Origin of the sequence: Sphingomonas arabinosi, assembly GCF_036663715.1 — a bacterium.
Lineage (GTDB): Bacteria > Pseudomonadota > Alphaproteobacteria > Sphingomonadales > Sphingomonadaceae > Sphingomonas.
Genome location: NZ_JAXOJN010000006.1, coordinates 102,274 through 123,141 on the forward strand (window position 1 = coordinate 102,274; position 20,868 = coordinate 123,141).

General features: G+C 65.1%; 20 protein-coding genes. 15 read left to right on the forward strand and 5 right to left on the reverse strand.

Features of this window, described 5'->3' with window-relative positions:
- Positions 1-443: 443 nt before the first annotated feature.
- Together U1708_RS11795 and U1708_RS11800 are read left to right on the forward strand one after the other, a co-directional pair.
- Positions 444-2,498 (forward strand): S9 family peptidase, encoded by a 2,055-nt coding sequence (locus tag U1708_RS11795; RefSeq protein WP_332745904.1) that lies wholly within the window; start codon positions 444-446, stop codon positions 2,496-2,498.
- Positions 2,495-2,887 carry an acyl-CoA thioesterase gene (locus U1708_RS11800; protein ID WP_332745905.1) on the forward strand — a complete coding sequence of 131 codons (393 nt, stop codon included), beginning with the start codon at positions 2,495-2,497 and terminating at the stop codon, positions 2,885-2,887. Before U1708_RS11795 ends, U1708_RS11800 begins: the two co-directional genes overlap by 4 nt.
- Positions 2,888-3,035: 148 nt before the next feature.
- On the opposite strand, the gene ppc is transcribed toward U1708_RS11800, so the two are convergent.
- The 3 genes from ppc to U1708_RS11815 form a co-directional block, all read right to left on the reverse strand.
- Positions 3,036-5,711, reverse strand: coding sequence for a phosphoenolpyruvate carboxylase (gene ppc / locus U1708_RS11805; protein ID WP_332745906.1), 2,676 nt, complete (start codon positions 5,709-5,711; stop codon positions 3,036-3,038).
- A 90-nt stretch (positions 5,712-5,801) separates the two neighbouring features.
- Positions 5,802-6,179, reverse strand: a complete 378-nt coding sequence (locus U1708_RS11810; protein ID WP_332745907.1) for an EF-hand domain-containing protein — start codon at positions 6,177-6,179, stop codon at positions 5,802-5,804.
- A gap of 25 nt (positions 6,180-6,204) precedes the next feature.
- Complete coding sequence (locus U1708_RS11815) at positions 6,205-6,771, reverse strand: HNH endonuclease (protein ID WP_332745909.1); 567 nt, start codon at positions 6,769-6,771, stop codon at positions 6,205-6,207.
- Positions 6,772-6,863: 92 nt separating this feature from the next.
- Between U1708_RS11815 and gluQRS the strand changes: the two genes are divergently transcribed.
- The 5 genes from gluQRS to egtD all read left to right on the forward strand — a co-directional run bounded on the left by gluQRS (position 6,864) and on the right by egtD (position 11,361).
- Entirely contained in the window at positions 6,864-7,712 is an 849-nt protein-coding gene (gene gluQRS, locus U1708_RS11820; RefSeq protein WP_332745911.1) for a tRNA glutamyl-Q(34) synthetase GluQRS, read from the forward strand.
- A 345-nt stretch (positions 7,713-8,057) separates the two neighbouring features.
- Positions 8,058-8,288, forward strand: coding sequence for a twin transmembrane helix small protein (locus U1708_RS11825; protein WP_056418893.1), 231 nt, complete (start codon positions 8,058-8,060; stop codon positions 8,286-8,288).
- A gap of 169 nt (positions 8,289-8,457) precedes the next feature.
- Positions 8,458-9,051 (forward strand): cob(I)yrinic acid a,c-diamide adenosyltransferase, encoded by a 594-nt coding sequence (locus U1708_RS11830; protein ID WP_332745915.1) that lies wholly within the window; start codon positions 8,458-8,460, stop codon positions 9,049-9,051.
- Between the two features lie 61 nt (positions 9,052-9,112).
- Positions 9,113-10,384, forward strand: coding sequence for an ergothioneine biosynthesis protein EgtB (egtB, locus tag U1708_RS11835; RefSeq protein WP_332745917.1), 1,272 nt, complete (start codon positions 9,113-9,115; stop codon positions 10,382-10,384).
- Positions 10,384-11,361, forward strand: a complete 978-nt coding sequence (gene egtD / locus U1708_RS11840) for an L-histidine N(alpha)-methyltransferase (protein ID WP_332745919.1) — start codon at positions 10,384-10,386, stop codon at positions 11,359-11,361. The genes egtB and egtD overlap by 1 nt, the downstream gene beginning before the upstream one ends.
- A 356-nt stretch (positions 11,362-11,717) precedes the next feature.
- Here egtD and U1708_RS11845 read toward each other — a convergent pair whose 3' ends face one another.
- The gene (locus tag U1708_RS11845; RefSeq protein WP_332745921.1) at positions 11,718-12,542 is read right to left on the reverse strand and encodes a hypothetical protein; all 825 of its coding nucleotides are present in this window, start codon (positions 12,540-12,542) and stop codon (positions 11,718-11,720) included.
- Positions 12,543-12,646: 104 nt separating this feature from the next.
- Entirely contained in the window at positions 12,647-13,666 is a 1,020-nt protein-coding gene (locus U1708_RS11850) for a glycosyltransferase (protein WP_443030043.1), read from the reverse strand.
- 557 nt (positions 13,667-14,223) lie between these two features.
- On the opposite strand from U1708_RS11850, the gene U1708_RS11855 reads away from it, so the two are divergent.
- The 8 genes from U1708_RS11855 to U1708_RS11890 all read left to right on the forward strand — a co-directional run bounded on the left by U1708_RS11855 (position 14,224) and on the right by U1708_RS11890 (position 20,816).
- The gene (locus tag U1708_RS11855) at positions 14,224-15,006 is read left to right on the forward strand and encodes a hypothetical protein (protein ID WP_332745925.1); all 783 of its coding nucleotides are present in this window, start codon (positions 14,224-14,226) and stop codon (positions 15,004-15,006) included.
- On the forward strand, positions 15,003-16,472 hold the full coding sequence (locus U1708_RS11860; RefSeq protein WP_332745927.1) for a DNA-packaging protein: 1,470 nt from the start codon (positions 15,003-15,005) through the stop codon (positions 16,470-16,472). Before U1708_RS11855 ends, U1708_RS11860 begins: the two co-directional genes overlap by 4 nt.
- Positions 16,473-16,948: 476 nt before the next feature.
- Positions 16,949-18,070 carry a phage portal protein gene (locus U1708_RS11865; protein WP_332745930.1) on the forward strand — a complete coding sequence of 374 codons (1,122 nt, stop codon included), beginning with the start codon at positions 16,949-16,951 and terminating at the stop codon, positions 18,068-18,070.
- Positions 18,070-18,375, forward strand: a complete 306-nt coding sequence (locus tag U1708_RS11870) for a DUF6127 family protein (protein ID WP_183129183.1) — start codon at positions 18,070-18,072, stop codon at positions 18,373-18,375. Before U1708_RS11865 ends, U1708_RS11870 begins: the two co-directional genes overlap by 1 nt.
- Complete coding sequence (locus U1708_RS11875; protein ID WP_332745933.1) at positions 18,363-18,743, forward strand: HK97 family phage prohead protease; 381 nt, start codon at positions 18,363-18,365, stop codon at positions 18,741-18,743. Before U1708_RS11870 ends, U1708_RS11875 begins: the two co-directional genes overlap by 13 nt.
- A 226-nt stretch (positions 18,744-18,969) precedes the next feature.
- Positions 18,970-19,971 carry a phage major capsid protein gene (locus U1708_RS11880; protein ID WP_332745935.1) on the forward strand — a complete coding sequence of 334 codons (1,002 nt, stop codon included), beginning with the start codon at positions 18,970-18,972 and terminating at the stop codon, positions 19,969-19,971.
- Between the two features lie 111 nt (positions 19,972-20,082).
- Positions 20,083-20,436, forward strand: coding sequence for a head-tail connector protein (locus tag U1708_RS11885; RefSeq protein WP_332745938.1), 354 nt, complete (start codon positions 20,083-20,085; stop codon positions 20,434-20,436).
- A gap of 29 nt (positions 20,437-20,465) precedes the next feature.
- Entirely contained in the window at positions 20,466-20,816 is a 351-nt protein-coding gene (locus U1708_RS11890) for a DUF3168 domain-containing protein (RefSeq protein WP_332745940.1), read from the forward strand.
- The last annotated feature ends 52 nt before the right edge of the window (positions 20,817-20,868 follow it).

Here is a 20,868-nt window from a genome sequence, read left to right on the forward strand (position 1 = left end):
GTTCAGTCTCTCGTCGAAAGTGAAGTATAGGAAGTATAGACGCTGGTGAGGGTTCGATCGACGCTCGATATGCCCTCGGTAGCGGGTGCTGCGGCGGAGGCGCGGGGGCGGATCGAGCGGGGACGGTCCATGCCGGGCGTTGTGACAGAAAGGGGATGTGTAGGACAGCGGGCTGGAGCGGGGCTCAACACCGTTGCTGTGTCGACGGCGAACTTTCCTCACCTCCCCGGCGGAGGCCGGGGCCCAATTGGGTGACGATGGTAACGAGGGATTGCGCGCAGTTACTGCGGCCTTTCCAATTGGGCCCCGGCCTTCGCCGGGGTGGTGGCATTGCGGGTGGTGGCTTGCGCGTGGGGGCTTGCGCGCGGTGCACACCCTTCTTCGGCGGCCTCGCCAACACCACAGCGTTTGGCTTCCACCCGCGGCCCCGCTAACACCGCTGCATGACCACGCCCCCCATTGCCGAACAGCGCCCGCACAGCTTCACCACGCATGGCGTGACGATCGAGGATCCCTATGCGTGGCTGAAGGATCCGAACTATCCGGAAGTCGATGACGCCGACGTGCTCGCGTATCTGGCCGCCGAGAACGCGTATTTCGAGGAGCAGATGGCGCCGCACAAGCCGCTGGTCGACACGATCTACGAAGAGATGAAGGCGCGGATCAAGGAGGATGAATCCTCGGTGCCGCAGAAGGACGGCGATTGGCTGTACTGGACCGCGTACGAGACTGGCGGGCAGTATAAGAAATGGTGGCGGAAGCCCGTTAAGGGCGGTGACGAGGAGCTGCTGCTCGACGAGCCGGCCTTGGCCGAGGGGCACGAGTATTTCCGGCTCGGGGCGTTCTCGATCAGCAATGACGGGCGGTATCTGGCCTATGCGATCGACGACAATGGGAGCGAGCGGTTCGAGGTTCGGATCAAGGATTTGGATACCGGCGAGCATCTGCCCGATGTGATTCCGGGGATGCTGAGCGAGATCGTCTGGACCGCGGACGATGCGGGCTTTCTATACGGTCTGGCGAACGAGCAGTGGCGTACGGATAACGCACGGTTCCACCGGTTGGGGACGCCGATCTCCGAGGACGTCGTGCTGTTCCACGAGGAGGACGACGGGTTTCGCGTCGGTGTCGGCGAGACGAGTTCGCGGAAGTGGATCGTGATTGCGACCAGCGATCATGTGACGAGCGAGCTGTATCTGCTGCCCGCGCACGAGCCTCTGGCGGTGCCGATCCTCGTTTCGGCGCGGAAGGTGGGCCGCGAATATGACGTGGACGAGCATGACGGGACGCTGTTCATCCACACCAATGATCTCGATCCGAATTTCCGGTTGTGCACCGCGCTGGTCGAGGAACCTGATGCCTGGAGCGAACTGATCCCGGCGAGCCCGACTTTCTACATGACCGGGGTGGAGTGTTATCAGGACTTCTTCGTGGTCGACGGGCGCGAGGACGGCTTGGATCAGATCGCGATCCACCGGTACGGGACGCCAACCGAGGGCAGGCGGATCGAGTTTCCCGAGGCGAGCTATGTCGCCGGGTTGGGGGATAATCCCGAATATGACATGACCGTGCTGCGGCTTGGGTATGAATCGATGGTCACGCCGGGGACGGTGTACGACTATGACGTCGATACCGGCGAGCGGACGATGCTCAAGGTGCAGGAGATCCCGAGTGGGTATGATCCGGCCAAGTATGCGACTGAGCGGCTCAAGATCGCCGCGCGGGACGGAACGGAGATTCCGGTGTCGATCGTGTATCCCGCTGGGTTCGTGCGTGACGGGTCGGCGCCTTTGTTCCTCTATGCGTATGGGGCGTATGGCTATGCGATCCCGCCGGGCTTCTCGACGGGGAGGATGAGCTTGCTCGATCGCGGGTTCGCTTATGCGATCGCGCATATCCGGGGTGGCGATGACCTCGGCCAGCAATGGTATCTGGATGGCAAGCTCGAGAAGCGTGCGAACACGTTCAACGATTTCGTCGATGTGGCGAAGGCGCTGGTCGACGCGCAGTGGACGTCGGCGGGGAAGATCGCGGTCGCGGGGCGGTCTGCTGGTGGCGAGCTGATGGGCGCGGTGGTCAATTCCGATCCTGAGCTGTGGGGGGCGGTGATCGCGGACGTGCCGTTCGTCGATGTGCTGAACACGATGCTCGACGAGAGTTTGCCGCTGACGCCGGGCGAGTGGCCGGAATGGGGCAATCCGATCGAGGACAAGGCGGCGTTCGAGTTGATCCGGTCGTATTCGCCGTATGAGAACGTCAAGGCGCAGGCCTATCCGCCGATGTTCATCTCGGGCGGGCTGAACGATCCGCGCGTGACCTATTGGGAGCCGGCGAAGTGGGCGGCGAAGCTGCGGCGGATGAAGACCGACGATAATGTGCTGTTGCTCAAGACCAACATGGGTGCGGGGCATGGCGGCAAGTCGGGACGGTTCGAGTCGCTGCGCGAGGGCGCGGAGGAGCATGCTTTCGTGCTGTGGCAGCTGGGCGTGGCGGGGTGAGCCGGTTCACGCTCTCGATCACGGCGCAGGACGCGGATATCGACGAGCTTGGGCATGTGAACAATGCGGTTTGGGTGCAGTGGATCCAGGCGATCGCCACGGCGCATTGGGAGGCTGTGGCGCCGGCTGAGCACAAGCTGGCGTATGTGTGGGTAGTGACGCGGCATGAGATCGATTATCGCGGGAGTGTGGTGGCGGGAGAGACCGTCGTTGGCGAGACGTGGGTCGAGGGGGCGCCGAAGGGGGCTCGGTTCGATCGGCATGTGCGGTTTGTTGGCGATGATGGGAAGGTGAAGCTGGAGGCGGTGACGACCTGGGCTTTGCTGGATCGTGCGACTGGGCGGCTGATGCGGGTGCGCGAGGAGTTGGCTGCGCCGTTTTACTCTTAGTCCCTCTACCCTCCGGGGAGAGGGAGGGAGCGACGCAGGAGCGGAAGGGTGAGGGGCGTGTGGCTCGGGACGTCCATCCCAACGCCCCTCTCCCTTCCCACCGCAAGCGCGGCGGGCCCCTTCCCTCTCCCCGGAGGGGCGAGGGAGTTTAGCCGCTGTTTCTTAGGGCGGTGGCTATGGCGTTGATCGATAGAAGGATGCCCTCGCCGATGCGGGGGTCGTCCTCGCCTGCTCGGCGGCGCTTGATCAGCTCGATCTGGAGCAGGTTGAGCGGCTCGATGTACGGCAGGCGGAGGCGGATCGACGCGTCTAGCGCCGGGTGCTTTTCCAGGAGGCGGGACTGGCCTGTTACCTGCAAAAGCCCGTCATGCGTCTGGTGCCAGCCGTCGCGGATCGTGGTGAAGATCTCGCGGAGCTTGTCGTCCTCGACCAGCCCCGCATAGCGTTCGGCGATGCCGATGTCGGACTTGGCGAGGACCATTTCGAGGTTCGCGAGCGCGGAGGCGAAGAGGGGCCAGCCTTGCGCCATGTCCTTCAACAGCGCCTTGTCTTCGAAATCGGCGATCGCGCGGCCTACCCCGTACCAGCCGGGGAGCATGACGCGGGCTTGTGCCCAGCTGAACACCCAGGGGATCGCGCGGAGGTCTTCGATGCGGTCGGACTTGGTGCGGCTGGCGGGGCGACTGCCGATCTTCAGCCCGGCGATCTCGGCGATCGGCGTCATCTGGCGGAAGAAGGTGCGGAAGCCTTCGGTGCCGTAGACGAGGTCGCGGTAGCTGTGGAATGCGGTGTCGCTGAGTGTGTCCATCGCCGCCGAGAAGCTGGCATTGTCGGCGTTGGACAGGCGTTCGGGTTCGAGGCTTGCGAGCAACGTGGCCGACGCGATCGCCTCGAGGTTGGTCATCGCGGCGTCGCGCGTGCCGTATTTGGCGGCGATGACTTCGCCCTGTTCGGTGATGCGGATGCGGCCCTGGACGGTGCCCGGGGGCTGCGCGCGGATCGCGCGGAAGGCCGAGCCGCCGCCGCGCCCGACCGCGCCGCCTCGGCCGTGGAAGAGCTGCATGCCGACGCCGGCCTTCGCGAACACGGGCTTGAGCGCGGTCGAGGCTTTCGAGAGCTGCCAGGTGGAGGTGAGATAGCCACCGTCCTTGTTGCTGTCGGAATAGCCGATCATCACTTCCTGGTGACCGCGCGTCTTGGCGATCGTCGCGATTTCAGGGAGCGCGAACCAGGCGGACATGACGCCGGGGGCGGCTTCGAGATCGCCGATCGTCTCGAACAGCGGGACCGCCATGATCGCGGCGGTCGGGGTTTCGCCGGGGCGATAGAGGCCGACTTCCTTCAGAAGCAGGTTTACTTCGAGCAGGTCGCTGACCGACTGCGTCATCGAGACGATATAGTTGGTGATGCATGCCGGGCCGTAGGCGGCGTGTGCGTCGGCGGCGGCCTGGACGATCGCGAGTTCGCCGGCGGTTTCGTCGGTGTATTCGGCAAAGCGCGAGGTGAGCGGGCGGGCGTTGGCGAGTTCGCGGCGGAGCAGCGCGACGCGGGCGTCTTCATCGAGATCGAGGTAATCGTCTTCTACGCCCGCGGCTTTCAGCAGTTCGGCGACGACGCGTTCGTGGACGGCGCTGTTCTGGCGGAGGTCCAATGTGGCGAGGTGGAAGCCGAACGTCTCGACCGCGCGGATCAGGCGGCCGAGTGCGCCGCCCGTCTTCAGGGCCGAGCCGAGGCCGTGCGCCAGCGTGACGAGATCGGCACGGAAGTCTGCCGGACTCGAATACGGTTCGCCGGTGAGGCGGCCGGGGCGGGGGGCGTGCTTGCCGGTGAGCGCGTCGTGCGTTGCGGACAGGCGCGCGTAGATGCCCGAGAGCGCGCGGCGATAGGGCTCGTCGCTGCGGCTGGCGGCATCGTCGCCGCTGGCGTCGGCTAGCGCCTGGACTGCCGCTTCTGCCGGTGCGTGTTCGGTCGAGATCGACAGTTCGGCACCGAGTGCGTGCACTGCGTCGCAATAATAGCCGAGCACGGCCTCGCTCGCCTTTGCCAGTGCGGTCTTGAGTGAGTCGGCGGTGACATAGGGGTTGCCGTCGCGGTCGCCGCCGATCCAGCTGCCGGGGCGCAAGAAACTGGGCGTGCGTTCGCCGAGTGCGCGGTCCCAGCGCTGGTAGAGTGCGGGCAATGCGGGGAGGAACACGTCGCGGAGGTAGCTGAGCGCGTTGTCGACCTCGTCGGTGACGTAGAGGCGGTCGCGGCGGAGGACGCGGGTTTGCCAGAGCAGCGCGATCTGGCGGAGGATCGCGTCGTCGACATCGTCGCCATCCGGCGTGGTGTCGCGGCCGAGATCGCGCAACGCCATCAACTCGGCGATCCGGTTGCGGTGGTCGATCATGCTTTTTCGGCGGACTTCGGTCGGGTGCGCGGTGAGGACGGGGGCGATCAGTGCGTGATCGAGCAGCGCGCGGATCTGGGTGCGGTCGATGCCTTCGGATACGAGTTGTGCGATCGCGGAGGCAAGGTCGGCGCCGTCTTCCGCGGCGATGCCCTGGCGGTCCTCGGCGAGATTGGCGAGCATCGAGAACAGCATGAAGCCGCGGACGAAATCGAGCGTCTCGTCGAGGCTGAGCTTTTCGAGGCTGAGATCGACGGCGCGGTCGTCGCCGGCCTTGCCTTCGGAGGCGTCGCGGTGGCGCTCGACGGATGCCTTGCGGATTGTCTCGGTGGCTTCGAACAGACGCTCGCCGCCGTAGGCGCGGATGACGTCGCCGAGCAGTTTGCCCAGGAAACGGATGTCGGAATTGTTCGCGATTGCGGGGAGGCTAGCCATGATTCCCTGCTGCGCTGCGGCAGGGATCAGGTCAACCTCGCGCGGTGGATTTGTCATGCGGGGGAACCGCCGTGCGAAACATAATTTCGCTTATTGGCGCTTTCGCGACTCAGCGCGCTCTTCCGATGTGACGGTACCGTCGCGGTTGAGGTCCATCCTGTCGAACCAGGCAAGCGTGCCCTCGCTCCATTCGATCGCGGTGATGACGCCGTCCTTGTTGCGGTCGAACGCCTTGATCCGGGCGTTGGGCGCAGGGAGCTCGTCCTTCGTAACGCGGTCGTCGGCGTTGCGATCTAGTGTACGGAAACGGCGTTCCATGCTGGCGCCGAAATCTAGCCGCGACGTCACCGAGGGCGGGACGAAACCGACTGCGTTGGCGTCAGCCTGCGCGCGCTGCTCGTCCTTGTTACCGCATGCGGACACCAGAATTCCCGACGCGGCCAGTGCCGCTACCAGCTTTACCTGCATAAAATCTCCCGTCGTTTCGACGCCGTCAGGCCTCGAGCTCGACATCCCAATAGAGCCAGTCGTGCCACGTGTCGTGCAGGTAGTTGGGCGGGAAGCTGCGGCCGTGTTCCTGGAGATGCCAGTTGGTCGGGCGGATCGGTTCGAGATGAAGCGGCATCGCCGCCTGTTTAGGCGTGCGCCCGCCTTTCTTGAGGTTGCAGGGCGAGCAGGCGGTAACGACGTTCTCCCATGTGGTACGACCGCCTTGCGCGCGTGGGACGACATGGTCGAAGGTGAGATCGCGCAGCTTGCCGCAATATTGGCAGGTGAAGCGGTCGCGCAGGAACAGGTTGAAACGGGTGAAGGCGGGAAATTGCGACGGTCGGACGAACTGCTTCAGCGCGATCACCGAGGGCAGTTTCAGCGCGAAATTGGCGCTGCGGACTTCGCGTTCATAGGTGGCGACGATGTCGACACGATCGAGGAACACAGCCTTGACCGCGGTTTGCCACGGCCAGACGCTGAGCGGATAGTAGGAAAGCGGCGTATAATCGGCATTCAGCACGAGCGCCGGACAACCATCCGGGTGGCGTATCAGGTCGGGGTGAAACACGGCTCCTCCCACTCAGGCTTCGCTGGCCGCGCTATGGACGACAGCGATGACAACGACATGACAGCACGGCGCGTATCGTTAGGTCAAGCGCGGTGAGCGGCGAGACGGTTGTTACACGGTTCGCGCCGAGCCCGACCGGGCGGTTGCATCTCGGGCATGCGGTATCGGCGATCCGCGCGCATGACTTTGCGCGTGAGCGGGGCGGACGGTTCGTGCTGCGGATCGAGGATATCGACGGGACGAGGAGCCGGCCCGAGTTCGTCGCGGGAATCCTCGAGGATCTGGCGTGGCTTGGGTTGCGGTGGGATCTGCTCGTGTTCCAGTCGGAGCGGCTGGCGAAATATCGAGCTGCGCTGGAGACGTTGAAGGCGCGCGGGCTGGTCTATCCGTGTTTCTGTACGCGGGCGGAGATCGCGGCGAGTGCGTCGGCACCGCAGGGGGATGCGGCGCCGGTCTACCCGGGGATCTGTCGGGGTCTGACCGCGCAGGAGGTGGCTGAGCGGTCGCATCTAGCGCACTGCTGGCGGCTCGATATGGCGAAGGCGGTGGCGATTACCGGTGCGCTTACGTGGGATGATGCGATTGCCGGGACGGTGGTGGCCGATCCTCTGGCGCAGGGGGATGTCGTGCTGGCGCGCAAGGATGCGCCGGCGAGCTATCATCTGGCGGTGACGCTGGACGATGCCGCGCAGGGGGTGACCGATGTCGTGCGGGGGGTGGATCTGTTCGCGGCGACGGATGTGCACCGGGTGTTGCAGGCTTTGCTGGGGTTGCCGGTGCCTTCGTATCATCATCATCCGCTGGTGTTGGATGCGGCGGGGCGGCGGTTGGCGAAGCGGGAAGGGGCGTTGTCGCTGGCGGAGATGCGTGAGGGTGGGGAGAATGGGGTGGTGTTGGCGGCTCGGTTGCGAGATGGGGATCGGCTTGCGACTTCCAGGTGAGGACCCGAGCTAAGGCGGGGCGAATATCCTCCTGGGTCCCCGCCTTCGCGGGGAAACAATGAGGGAGGCGTGATGCCCTTAAAATGCTACCACCCCGGCGGAGGCCGGGGCCCAATTGGGGGACGATGCTGGCGTAACGCATCGCTTCGTTACCTCGGCTTTCCCAATTGGGCCCCGGCCTCCGCCGGGGTGGTGTTTGTCCTGCGTGGTGTTTCTCTTGGGTGGCGGTGATTTTGCCTTTGACGAGGCGCGGCAGTCCGCAACATTGCTTATCGGCAACATGGGTCATTTTCCGGCTTCGGGTACGCCATTGCTACCCTGCCGGTGCGCGCTTACATTCGGGTCATGAACACATTCCTCGTCATCCTCCTGATCGCGGCGATGATCGCGACCGTCGTGGCTCTGGTGCGGGGCGTCGTGTCGTTCCTGCAGGAGGGCAGCGCGCAGGTGCGCGATGGGAACGGGCCGAGCGCCGCGTCGCTGAAATCGAATCGGATGATGCAGCAGCGGATTTTCTTCCAGGCGCTGGCGATCCTGATCGTGGTCGTCATCCTGTTCGCGGCGGGGCGGACTTAAGCGGGTTTGCGATTCGGGCTATTTCGCTTGCGAGTTGCATCGTCCGGGCGGACGCTGGGATCTCACCGTTGGGCGTATGTCGCGAGCCACGAGGGATACCCCAGCTTTCGCTGGGGTGACGGGTTGGTGGGGACGACAAGGCTTTGATGCGCTTCAATCTGGAACATTCATGGTCAAGCTGAACAAGATCTATACCCGGACGGGCGACGACGGCACGACCGGTCTCGTCGACGGATCGCGCGTGTCGAAGTCGAGCGCGCTGATGCAGGCGATCGGCGATGTCGATGAGGCGAACTCGGCGATCGGCCTCGCGGTGATCGCGCTCGGCGATCAGCCGATGGCGGCGGCGCTGACGCGGATCCAGAACGACCTGTTCGATCTCGGCGCGGACCTAGCCACACCCGCGGGCGCGGACGAAGCCGGCGCGGAGGATTTTACGCCGTCGGAGATGGTGTTGCGGATCGTGCCTTCGCAGGTCGAGCGGCTGGAGCGCGAGATCGACGCGATGAACGCGCACCTTGCCCCGTTGCGGAGTTTCATCCTGCCGGGTGGCTCGGCGGAGGCTGTTGCGCTGCATCTGGCGCGCGCGATCAGCCGGCGTGCGGAGCGATCCGCAGTCGGCGCGAGCGAGACGCAGCGGCTTAATCCGGCCGCATTAGCGTATGTTAACCGGTTATCGGATTTCCTGTTCGTGGCGTCGCGGGCAGTGAACCAAAACGGGGCCGGCGACGTTCTATGGCGACCGGGGGCTACGCGCGGCTAGGCGCGTATCGTCGCTCGCGTTCCAACGTCGCATCGGTCGACGTAGAACTGAGGAGAGATCGATGCCGAGTCCCGTCCGTCCCGATCGCGCTACGGCGCCGGAGACCTCCAATCTAGCCGAGCGGTTTGCCGCGGTTCGCGATCTGACGCTCGCACTCGCCGCTCCCCTCTCGGATGCCGATGCGACGGTGCAGTCGATGGCCGACGCATCGCCGACCAAATGGCATATGGCGCACACGACGTGGTTCTTCGAGACGTTCGTCCTGCGCGATCATGTCGCAGGCTATGCGCTGCACGACGAGCGGTTCCCGTTCCTGTTCAACAGCTATTACGAGGCCGAGGGGCGGCGCCACGCACGTGACCGACGCGGCATGGTGACGCGGCCTTCGTTGGACGAGGTGCGGGCGTACCGCGCGCATGTCGACGCGGCGATGCTCGATGCGCTGCCGGGCTTGTCCAAGGATGCGCAGACGCTCGTAGCGCTCGGTTGCCATCACGAGGAGCAGCACCAGGAATTGCTGGTGACCGACATTCTCCACATGTTTTCAGAAAACCCGCTGGAACCCGCGATGTGGCCTGCAGCACGGAAGGTGCCGGTCGAAATGCCGGGGCCCATCGACTGGGTCTCGCATGAGGGCGGGATTGTCGAAGTCGGGCATGATGGCGAGGGATTCGCGTTTGATTGCGAGGGACCGCGTCACGCTGCCTTGCTCGCACCGCATGCGATCGCCGATCGGACCGTGACGAACGGCGAGTGGGCTGCGTTTATCGCCGACGGCGGCTATACCGAGGCGCGGCATTGGCTGGCGGATGGTTGGGCCTGGGTGAAGGCTGAGGGCATCGTCGCGCCGTTGTATTGGGAACAGGGCGAGGCGGGCTGGACCCGGTTCGGACTCGACGGGCGGCGCGCGATCGATCCGGCGGCGCCGGTGACGCATGTAAGCTTCTTTGAGGCGGATGCGTATGCGAGCTGGGCTGGCGCGAGGTTGCCGACCGAGTTCGAATGGGAGGCCGCCGCGGCCTCGTGCGACGCGAACGGCGGCAACCAGATGGACCTGGCGGGGCCAGTCGAGCCTCGGCCGGCGGCAAATGGTCCGGCGTTCTTCGGCGATGTCTGGGAATGGACCGGCAGCGCATATAGACCATACCCGAAATTCAGAGCGGTGGGGGGCGCGGTTGGGGAATATAATGGTAAGTTTATGAGTTCGCAGTTTGTTTTGCGGGGCGGGAGCTGTGCTACGCCGCGGGGGCATGTTCGGGCGAGTTACCGGAATTTCTTCTATCCACACCAGCGGTGGCAGTTCACCGGCGTGCGCCTTGCGAAAGACCTTTGATGTTGAAGCCTGAGATCGAGGACGGCCAGCAGACGCTCGCCGATCCGCAATTCCGTGCGGACGTGCTGGACGGCCTATCCCGCCGCTCACGAGCGATCCCGGCGCGGTGGTTCTACGACCGGCGCGGATCGGAACTGTTCGAGAAGATCACCGACCTGCCCGAATACTACCCGACCCGGACCGAGCGATCGATCCTGGAAACCGCGTGCCCCGAAGTCGCGACGCTCGCGGGCGCCGGGCGCGCGGTGGTCGAATTCGGCTCGGGCTCGTCCACCAAGACGCCCATCCTGCTCGATGCGGTCGCGCCGTCGGTCTATGTGCCGATCGACATCTCGGGCGACTTCCTGCGCGAGTCCTCGAAGGTGCTGGCCGAGCGATTCCCCGACCTGCTGGTGCTGCCGTTCGAAGCCGATTTCATGCGGCCGTTGAGCCTGCCGAAGACGATCGCGGACACGCCCAAGCTCGGGTTCTTCCCCGGCTCGACGATCGGCAACATGATCCCGTTGATGGCGGTCGACTTGCTGCGCGCGATGCGGGCGTCGCTTGGCGTCGGCGCGATGCTGTTGATCGGGATGGACCGGATCAAGGGCGAGGACGTGCTGGTGCCGGCGTATGACGATGCGCAAGGCGTGACCGCGGCGTTCAACCTCAACCTTCTCGAGCGGATCAACCGCGAGCTAGGCGGCGATATCCCGGTCGAGGCGTTCCGGCACAAGGCGGTGTGGAACGACGACCGCGCGCGGATCGAGATGCACCTGGAGGCGACGCGCGACGTCGCGTTCGCCGTGGACGGGCGGTCGTTCGAGTTGACCGCTGGCGAGACGATCCACACCGAGAACAGCCACAAATACGGCGCGCGGGACGCGCGGATCCTGTTGCGGTCGGGCGGCTGGACGCCGGTGGCGGCGTGGACCGATCCCGACGGGCTGTTCGGCGTGTATCTGGCCGAGGCTCAGGTGGAGCGGCCGGCGCCTTAAGTATTGCGCGACGAACTGTCCGCGCATTCGCCCGGCGCGGAAAGGATTGCGGGTTCCTGATTACCTCGACGATGCGAGGATATGGCGCCCCGCCCCCACGGGGATGACGAAGTTAATCAAAGTCCATGATTAGGTTGGCGATGCCGGGGTAGCTGGTGGTATCGCGCGAATGCACCGGAGCCGAGGGTCATCGGTAAAGACCCCGGCCAGCTGTAGCATGAATACCATTTTTAGCGTCGGGATCGTCGCATCAGCCCTTTGTATTAGCTGAGGGAGTTGGCCGGCGGGGCAAGTGGGCCGCAGGAACGTCTAAATTGGTAGAGAACCCGACAGTCCACCACTAGAGCAATGCACGTTCACGCTGCGGCGGGAATAAGGCTCTCTACACCACGAGCCGCCACGACCCACCGGTAGAATGCGTCCATAATGTAGACGCGCATAAAGCTTGGATCGACTGTAACGCGGCTAGCGTCCCCGATGCATCCGCGTCCCTCGACGATAATCGTCTGGATAAGTCCGCGCTCCAGCAACGATCCGGGTTCGGCGTGGAACAAACGCGTGGCTAACACAGGCTGCTCCCTTACGAGGCAAGTAGCCAATATCAATGCGTCGCGATCGACCGGGAGCCTCAAACGATTACGAAAGCCCTCGCGCTGCTTGAAGCGGCTCTGCACAGCCGGGTCCGAGGTAATCGTCGGCGTTAGAGCCGCATCCGGTACGTAGGTTTTCAACACGGTTTCTACGATGACGCCGCGATCAAGAACCGATCTCCCTGCGTCGAGAATCGTGTTCGACTCGGAAGGGCCTGTGTTTCCGGCCAAACCCGTCGGCGGATAGCAGCCACGGTTGGTTTCCCTGATCCATCCCTGTGCGAAGCGTGTCTTGGCGTTGTTGGGCTCGCCATCCACCACTATTCGGATCGACTTCACGGCACTCGACCTGAGCGCACACCGGTAAAACATCTGGGCATTTTCACGAGCGATCTTGCTCAGAAGTCGTGATTGATAGCTCCAGTAAACCCCGGTTGGAAGCTTCTCTCGCGGTATCTTCAACGCCGTGACGATGATCTCGTCGGCCGACGACGCATCAGGGAGATCGGCCGGAGCCTCCACGTTATGCCCTGCGACCGGGATCGCTACGGGACCCGCCGACACCGCCACCAATAACGCAAGAAGTAACATTGGCCGCTCCTTATCGGGTGGAGTGTACCACCTATCTCGACTTTGGCAATGACGTCGTGATGCCCGATTTTTGTAGGAAGCGGACGAGCAGCTTTTGTCAGACGTCACCGATAACTTATCGCACGCCTTGCTGCGAAAAGGATGTCCTTCATCATTGGTGCGGGACCTAGTCGCGGTGTTTTCCAGCCGATGTACCAGCCTTCGACCAAATTCTTCGTCAGCGCTTTCAAGGCAGTTGCCTTGTCGGCGTCGCCGTATGCCATTGCCCGGCGCGAGTATAAGGCGGCAACTTTATGGTATAGGTCCGCTATCGACGCTGCCTGCTTCACGTCGAAACGCGGATCGGTCGTATCGAGCGTTTCCGTGACGCGCTGCAGTGTCGAAGACCGTGCCACGGCGGCCTTGCTCCGACGCGAGAACTCGGCAAGACCGTTCCCTGCCTGGCTCGTGAGATGTCGTCTTTCGCTCGCCTTATCCAAGCCGAAGACGTTTTCGGAATGCTGCCGATAATATGCCAGTTTCTCATCCAGGAACTTCGTCGCGCCAAGGCTGGTCGCGAGAAAATACATCCATTGGTCATGTGCCATCGGCGCATGCGACGCGGAATTATGGTCTATCGTTCCCTCGCGTAACGACGAGAAGTGGTTCAGCGACGATCTGAAGACCTGAGTGAAGCCTCTCGGGCACCCCCATAGCCGTCGCATCATGTTCGATTGAACCGGGTTGCGCTCGAGGCCTTCGTTGCCGATCGAGTCGGCCTCGACGGGCTCCCCCCGCATGATGAACGCGTCGTGGTGACACAGCAGGATGCTCGGATCGTCGAATACCGAAATACATCGCTCGATCTTGTCGGCCGCCCAGATGTCGTCCTGGTCGCAGAATGAAATCAGGTCGGAGGTGCACAAGGACGCGGCCTTCATGAAATTCGCGCCGTAACCCAACCGCGCTTCATTCTTATGAAGATGAACATCGAGGCTGGATCGGTTCTTGAAATCGACGAGAATGTCCCACGTGCCGTCGGACGACATGTCGTCGGTGATGACTATTTTATCGGGCAATCTGGTTTGAGACTCGATGCTTGCGAGCTGTTCCCCAAGGTGCTTCGCACCATTGTAGGTCGCCATTGCAACGGAAATAGTCCTCATCCCTGGCTCTTTCGATTTGATTTATATTCGAACGGCCGACTGCGATCAGGGGTTTCGATCCATTGCCCCGTTCCTTGCCAGTGTGGCGAACCCGACTACCGCGCAGCGTTAGAGGGGGCGGGCGGATCATAGCACCTTGCTGATAGCGCAATCTTGTCCCGAACCTGACCGAACGACCGGATTTAGGCAAGTCGCCGTCGCACCAAACGTCTGCGTTTAAGCCTTTGAGGACCAAGCCTAATGCGTCGCTGGCGCATTCGGGGCGAGGCGCGAAGCCGGTGGACGGGGTGGGGTGCTCGTACGCTAGATATATTGCGTTCGGTAATCCCATCGTCACGATCAACCGCGAACCATATCGGTTAAAAGGCTTGACATCGTCACGCTCGTTTGGTACATAACAGGAACGCTGAAGAATTGTAGGTCGGGCTGATGGCTCGGCTGGGAAGGTCGGGACGGCCGGGGTGAGAGCCTCGGGGGTCGCCGGCCTTTTTGCGTTCTGCGGTTGGTTCGGGCGGTTCGGGAAGTGGGGGCTCAGCATGGCGATCGGGGTGGGTGTGGTCCTGAACGGGGGCCGAAATCGCGTCACGCAGGTGCGGACGGTGCGCAAGGACGGGTGGACCGCGGCGCGGCGCGAGGGGTTCCTGCTGGCGCTGTCGATGACGGCGAACGTGACGACGGCGGCGATCGGCGTCGGGATGACGCCGTCGGGCGCGCATGCGCTGCGGCGGCGGGAGCCGGCGTTCGCGGCGCTTTGGGCCGAGGCCTTGGTCAGCGGATATGATCGCCTGGAGGAGGCTTTGCTGATGATTACGCTGGCGGGGCTGCGGGGCGAACCGGCTGAGGCTGCCGGTGACGGAGACTCCGGCGGCGTGACGGTCGGGGCGGCGGTGGCCGTTGCTGTCGTCGGTGACGTTGGGGGCGATGACGTTGGGGGCGATGACGTTGGCGGGGACGTTGGCGTGGACGGCGGGGTGGAAGACGACGAGTCGGAAGGTGGCGGAGTCGGGGGTGGCGCAGTGGGAGGTGGCGCAGTGGGAGACGGGCCGGGAGATGGCGGAGTGACGACCGTGAAGTCCGGCGCGGCGGCGTTCGCGGGGCCGATGCCGGGATTCGGGGCGATGCACTTGTCGGGGTTGCAGGCGGTGCAGGTCGGGATGTCGATGCTGGCGCGCTTTCGGGCGGCGCAGGCGGGCGGCGGTGGCGGCAAGCGGCCGCAGCATCGGCGCGCGACGGTGTCGGAAACCAACGCTTCGATCGCGAAGAAGCTGGATTCGCTGGCGCAGCGGTTGCGCGCGTCTTCGGTCGAGGGCGAGGCATGAGCGACGATCTGGAGGGCGCGGTGGCGATCGATGCTTCAGTCGATGCCCCAGTGAATGATGGACACGATGATGAGCTCGACGACGGGCCGCTGGAGGAGCTCAACGAGAAGCTGGGCGAGGGGGCCGAGGTGGAGGGTGAGGCGCCCCGTGATGTCATTGCGGAACTGGCGGTGTTGCCGGAGGCGCGGCGGGCTACGCTGCTCGGGCGGCTGACGTCGGCGGAGCGGCATGAACTGCATGACCGGTGGGCGATCTGGGCGCATCCGGGGCAGCATCTCGCGACGGGCGATGCGCGCGACGACTGGCGGGTCTGGGTGATCCTGGCGGGGCGGGGGTTCGGGAAGACCCGCGCCGGGGCGGAGTGGGTCAGCCAGGTGGCTCGGGATAATCCGGGGGCCCGCATCGCTCTGGTCGGGGCGACGATCGAGGACGTGCGGCGGGTCATGATCGAGGGGGAGAGCGGGCTGCTCGCGGTGGCGCGGGACGACGAGGAGCCGGTCTGGCGGGCTGGGCTGGGCGAACTGCGGTTTGCGAACGGGGCGTTGGCTTCGGCCTATTCCGCGGAGGCGCCGGAGGGGTTGCGCGGGCCGGAGCATCACATGGCGTGGTGCGACGAGGTGGCGAAATGGCGTAACGGGAATGCGACGTGGGACAATCTGATGATGGGGCTTCGGCTGGGGACGCTGCCGCGGATCGTGGTGACGACGACGCCTCGGCCGGTGGCGCTGTTGCGGCGGATCCTGGCTTTGCCGGGGGTGGTGCGGTCGCAGGGGCGGACCGTGGATAACCTGCATCTGCCGGTGAGCTTCGTGGAGTCGATGACGGCGTCCTATGGGGGGACGCGGCTGGGGCGGCAGGAGCTGGATGGCGAGTTGATCGAGGATGTCGTGGGCGCGCTTTGGACTCGGGCGTTGGTGGAGTCTCGGCGGAAGGCGTTTGCGCCCGAGGTGACGCGGGTGGTCGTCGGGGTCGATCCGCCGGCCGGGAGTGTTTCCGGGGGGCCGGGGGATGCTTGCGGGATCGTGGTCGTGGCGCTCGGGGTCGATGGGTTTGCGTATGTGCTGGAGGATGCGAGCGTGTCCGGGGCCAGTCCGGAGGGATGGGCTCGAGCTGTTGCCGAGTGTGCCGAGCGGCACGGGGCGGACCGGGTGATCGCGGAGGCCAACCAGGGGGGGAAGATGGTGGGGAGCGTTCTCTCTGGTGCCGACCGGGCGATGCCGGTGAAGTTGGTGCATGCGGCGCTGGGGAAGGTGGCGCGGGCGGAGCCGGTGGTGGCTTTGTATGAGTCCGGGCGGGCCTGGCATGTGGGGGCGTTTCCGGATCTGGAGGACGAGCTTTGCGGGTTGATCGCGGGCGGCGGGTATGAGGGGCCGGGGCGGTCGCCGGATCGGGCGGATGCGCTGGTTTGGGCGATGACGGAGGTGATGCTGGGGCCGCGGGCGCGGGTTTCGGTGCGGGTGCTTTAGGTTTGTTCCCCTCTTGGTGGTGAGGGGCGGCGGCTTATTTCCTCCCCTCCCTGGAAGGGAGGGGCTGGGGGTGGGTCGGCTGGTTTTTGCCGCGGGGGTCTGGATATGCGGATGCCGACCCACCCCCGACCCCTCCCTTCCAGGGAGGGGGGAAGAGAGGGTTTTGCTCCCCGTTGGGGGGGGGCTGGGGGTTGTTTCCTCCCCTCCCTGGAAGGGAGGGGCTGGGGGTGGGTTGGCTGGTTTTTGCCGCTGGGGTCTGGATATGCGGATGCCGACCCACCCCCGACCCCTCCCTTTCGGGGAGGGGGGAAGAGAGGTTTTTGCCCTCTCCCTTCAGGGGAGAGGGAAGGAGGAGCCGTGGGCGACGGGAGGGTGAGGGCACGCGCTTTGGTGAACGTGCCCTCACCCTCCCACGCTTCGCGCGGGCCCCTCCCTCTCCCCTGAAGGGAGAGGGGTTTTCGTTACAGGAGATCATCATGAAATTGTTCGGGTGGAAATCCGGGCGCGATGAGTCGCGGCCGGTGTTGTCGCGTGCGCTCAGCGCGCCTGGGTTTCAGGGCGCGTTTGGGGATGTGCCGTACTCTTACGAGGCGCAGGTGCGGGCGGGGTATCTGGGGAATGCGATCGTCCAGCGGGCGGTGAAGCTGGTGGTGGAGTGCGTCGGGTCGGCGCCGTTGGTGGCTTCGGATCCGGCTCTGGTCGCACTGGTGACGGCGCGGTCCGGGGGGCAGTCGCTGGTCGAGACGGTGGCGGCGCAGATGCTGTTGCATGGGAATGCGTATGTGCAGGTGTTGCGCGACGTCGACGGGGGCGCGGCGGAGTTGTTTGCGCTTCGGCCCGAGCGGGTTGCCGTCGAGGCGGACTCCAATGGGTGGCCGGCGGCGTATCGGTATCGGGTCGGGGAGCGGGTTACGCGGCTGCACGCGGATGCGGTTCGGCCGGAGGTGATCCACCTGAAGAGCTTCAATCCGGTGGATGACCATTATGGGCTGGGGTGTTTGGGGGCGGCGTCGGGCGCGGTGGCGATCCACAATGCGGCGGCGCGGTGGAACAAGGCTTTGCTGGATAACGCGGCGCGGCCTTCGGGGGCGCTGATGTACGATCCGAAGGATGGCGCGGTGCTGTCGACCGAGCAGTTCGAGCGGTTGCGGGGGGAGCTGGAGGCTTCGTTCTCGGGGGCGGGGAATGCTGGGCGGCCGATGCTTCTTGAAGGTGGCTTGCGGTGGCAGGCCTTGAGTCTGTCGCCCGCCGACATGGATTTCGTGGGGACGAAGGCGGCGGCGGCGCGGGAGATCGCGCTGGCGTTCGGGGTGCCGCCGATGTTGCTCGGGCTGCCGGGGGATAATTCCTATGCGAACTACCGCGAGGCTAACCGGGCGCTGTGGCGGCTGGGGGTGTTGCCGCTGGCGTCTTCGGTGCTGACGGGGATCGCGCAGGGGTTGGCTGGGTGGTTCGAGGGGGCGGCGATCTCGGTCGATCTCGATCGGGTGCCGGCGCTGGTCGAGGATCGGGAGCGGCTTTGGGGGATGGTTTCGGGGGCTTCGTTTCTTAGTGACGGCGAGAAGCGGGCTCTCTTGGACATATCGGAGGTGGCGTGATGGACGGGGCGGTTTTGGCGCAGTTGATGCGGCAGGGGGCTGAGCGGGGTGTGGACCTGGTGACGCTGCGGGCGATCGTTGAGGAGGCTGGGGAACTGGGGGCGGCTCGGGCCTTGGCGCGGGTGGCTTTGAGCGACGAGCGGGCTCGGGAGGATGTGGCGGAGTTGCGCGAGCTGCTGGCCGCTTGGCGGGATGCGAAGCGGTCGGTGTGGAAGGCGGTGGTGGGGTGGATCGCTCGGTTGGCGATGGCGCTGATGTTGGCGGGGCTGGCGGTGAAGCTAGGGTTTGCCGCGTGGTTGAAGTGAGGCCGGTGGCGTTCTCGGGGTATGCGGCGGTATTCGATGTCGTCGATCGGGCGGGGGATGTGGTGCGGCGGGGGGCTTTTGCCGACGCTCGGGTGGTGCCTTTGTTGTGGCAGCATCGTGGGGGGGCGGTTGGTTCTCTGTCCGTGGTCGCGGAGGACGTGCGGGGGTTGCGGGTCGAGGGGGTGGTTGAGGATCCGGAGTTGGCTCGGTTGGTGCGGGGTGGGGCGGTGGCTGGGTTGTCCGTTGGGTATCGGGCTTTGTCTGTGCGGCAGGGGGTGCGGCGGGAGTTGCTGTCCGTGGCGTTGGTGGAGGTTAGTTTGGTGGCGGTGCCGATGCAGGCTTTGGCGCGGGTTGAGGTGGTGGCTTAGCGGCGTGCCCTAAAACCCTCTCCCCGTCGGGGAGAGGGACGGAGGAGCCGTAGGCGACGGGAGGGTGAGGGGCTTTGGGGTGGGTGTTCCTAGCCTCACGCCCCTCTCCCTCCCACGCGCAAGGGCGCGCGGGCCCCTCCCTCTCCCCGGAGGGGCGAGGGGATTTTGAAGTTTCATTGGGCGTCCTGCGGGGCGCCTTTTTTTGTTTCTTGCGAGGAGATGACTGATGGGTGTTGTTGACCGGCCGGTTCTGGAGGGGGCGGCGCCTCTGGGTGTCAGTGCGGCGTTTGCGGGGTTCGTGCGGACTGGCGCTACGTTGGAGATGAAGGCTTTTACGGGCGTCACGGGGGACTCTGGCGGGTTTGCGGTGCCGCGGGAGATCGATGCCCAGATCGATACTTTGCTGAAGGGCATTTCGCCGATCCGGTCGATTGCGAACGTGGTGAAGGTTGGCTCGGCTGGGTATCGGAAGTTGGTTACGACTGGGGGTACGCCGTCCGGGTGGGCGGCGGAGGATGCGGCGCGGCCGCAGACGGCTTCGCCGGTGTTCGTCGAGATCGCGCCGCCTACGGGGGAGCTGTATGCCAATCCCTCGGCGAGCCAGGCGATGCTCGACGATGCCGCGTTCGATGTCGAGGAGTGGCTGGCGGGCGAGATCGCTATGGAGTTTGCGAAGGCTGAAGGTGCGGCTTTCGTGTCCGGGTCGGGCGTGTCGCGGCCCAAGGGGTTTTTGACGTCGGCGACCGCGGCGACTGCGGATGGGGTTCGGGCTTTCGGGACCTTGCAGTATCTGGCTAGCGGTACGGCGGGGGACTTTTCGGCGAACCCGCAGGAGCGGTTGATCGATCTGGTTCAGTCCTTGCGGGGGCCTTATCGGCAGGGCGCGAGCTTCGTGATGAATGCGGCGACCTTGGCGCGGATTCGGAAGTTCAAGACGACGGATGGCGCGTTCGTCTGGGCGCCGAGCCTGGCGGCTGGGGTGCCGGCTACGCTGCTCGGCTATCCGGTGGTGGAGGCCGAGGACATGCCGGATATCGGCGCCAATGCACTGGCGATCGCGTTCGGGAATTTCCGGGCTGGGTATATTATCGCCGAGCGGACCGAGACTGGGATCCTGCGCGATCCTTATACGAACAAGCCTTTCGTCAATTTCTACGCGACCAAGCGGGTCGGTGGGTGCGTGACGAATTCCGAGGCTATCAAGTTGATGAAGTTCTCGGTGGCTTGAGGGACGGGGGGGGCGTGCGTGTTTCTTACGCGCGTGCCCTCACCCTCCCACGCCTTGCGCGGGCCCCTCCCTCTCCCCTGAAGGGAGAGGGGTAGTTTTTGGAGATCTGACATGGCTTTGGCGGCGATTGCTGCCGGGGTGATCGCGGACGTGGTCGCTTCGGCACGGGATGTGTTGCGGGTGGAGACGGGGGAGGACGCGCTGCTGGGGCGGTTGGCGCAGACCGCGGTCCTGTTGTGCGAGGCGTTCGTCGGCGCGGCGATCGTCGCGCGGGCGGACGGCGATCCGCCGCAGGACTGGGATACCGTGCCTGCCCCGATCGCGCAGGGGGTGGCGATGCTGGTCGCGCATCTGTTCGATCACCGGGAGAGCGATGTGGCGCCGCCGGCGGCGGTGGCGGCTTTGTGGCGGCCTTATCGGCGGATGCGGTTGGGTGTTGGGGTGCAACCCGGAGCCTTGGCGTGAGTGCGCGGGTGGTCTTGCAGGCGGCCGTCGTGGCTCGGCTGAACGCTGTGCTGGACGTGAGTGTGTTCGATGCGCCGCCGGTTCGGGGTGGGCTGCCTTATGCGGTGGTCGACGAGCCGGTGTTGTCGGACTGGAGCACGAAGACCTGGGTCGGGCGGGAGGGGCGCGTTCTGCTGACGCTGTTCGATGGGGGGGAGCGGCCGGTTCGGGTTCGCGCTTTGCTGGCTGCTGCCGAGGAGGGGTTGGAGGGTCTGGCGCCTGATCTTGGTGAGGGGTGGCGGGTGGTTCGGTTGGCGCTGGTTCGGTCTCGCGTGCTGCGGGTTGGGGATCGGTGGCGGGGGACGGCTGAGTTTCTGGTGCGGATGTACCGGGAGAGTTGAGGGTTTCGGGAACTGGGCAAGATTGTTCTCCCGCGAAGGCGGGAGTCCAGAC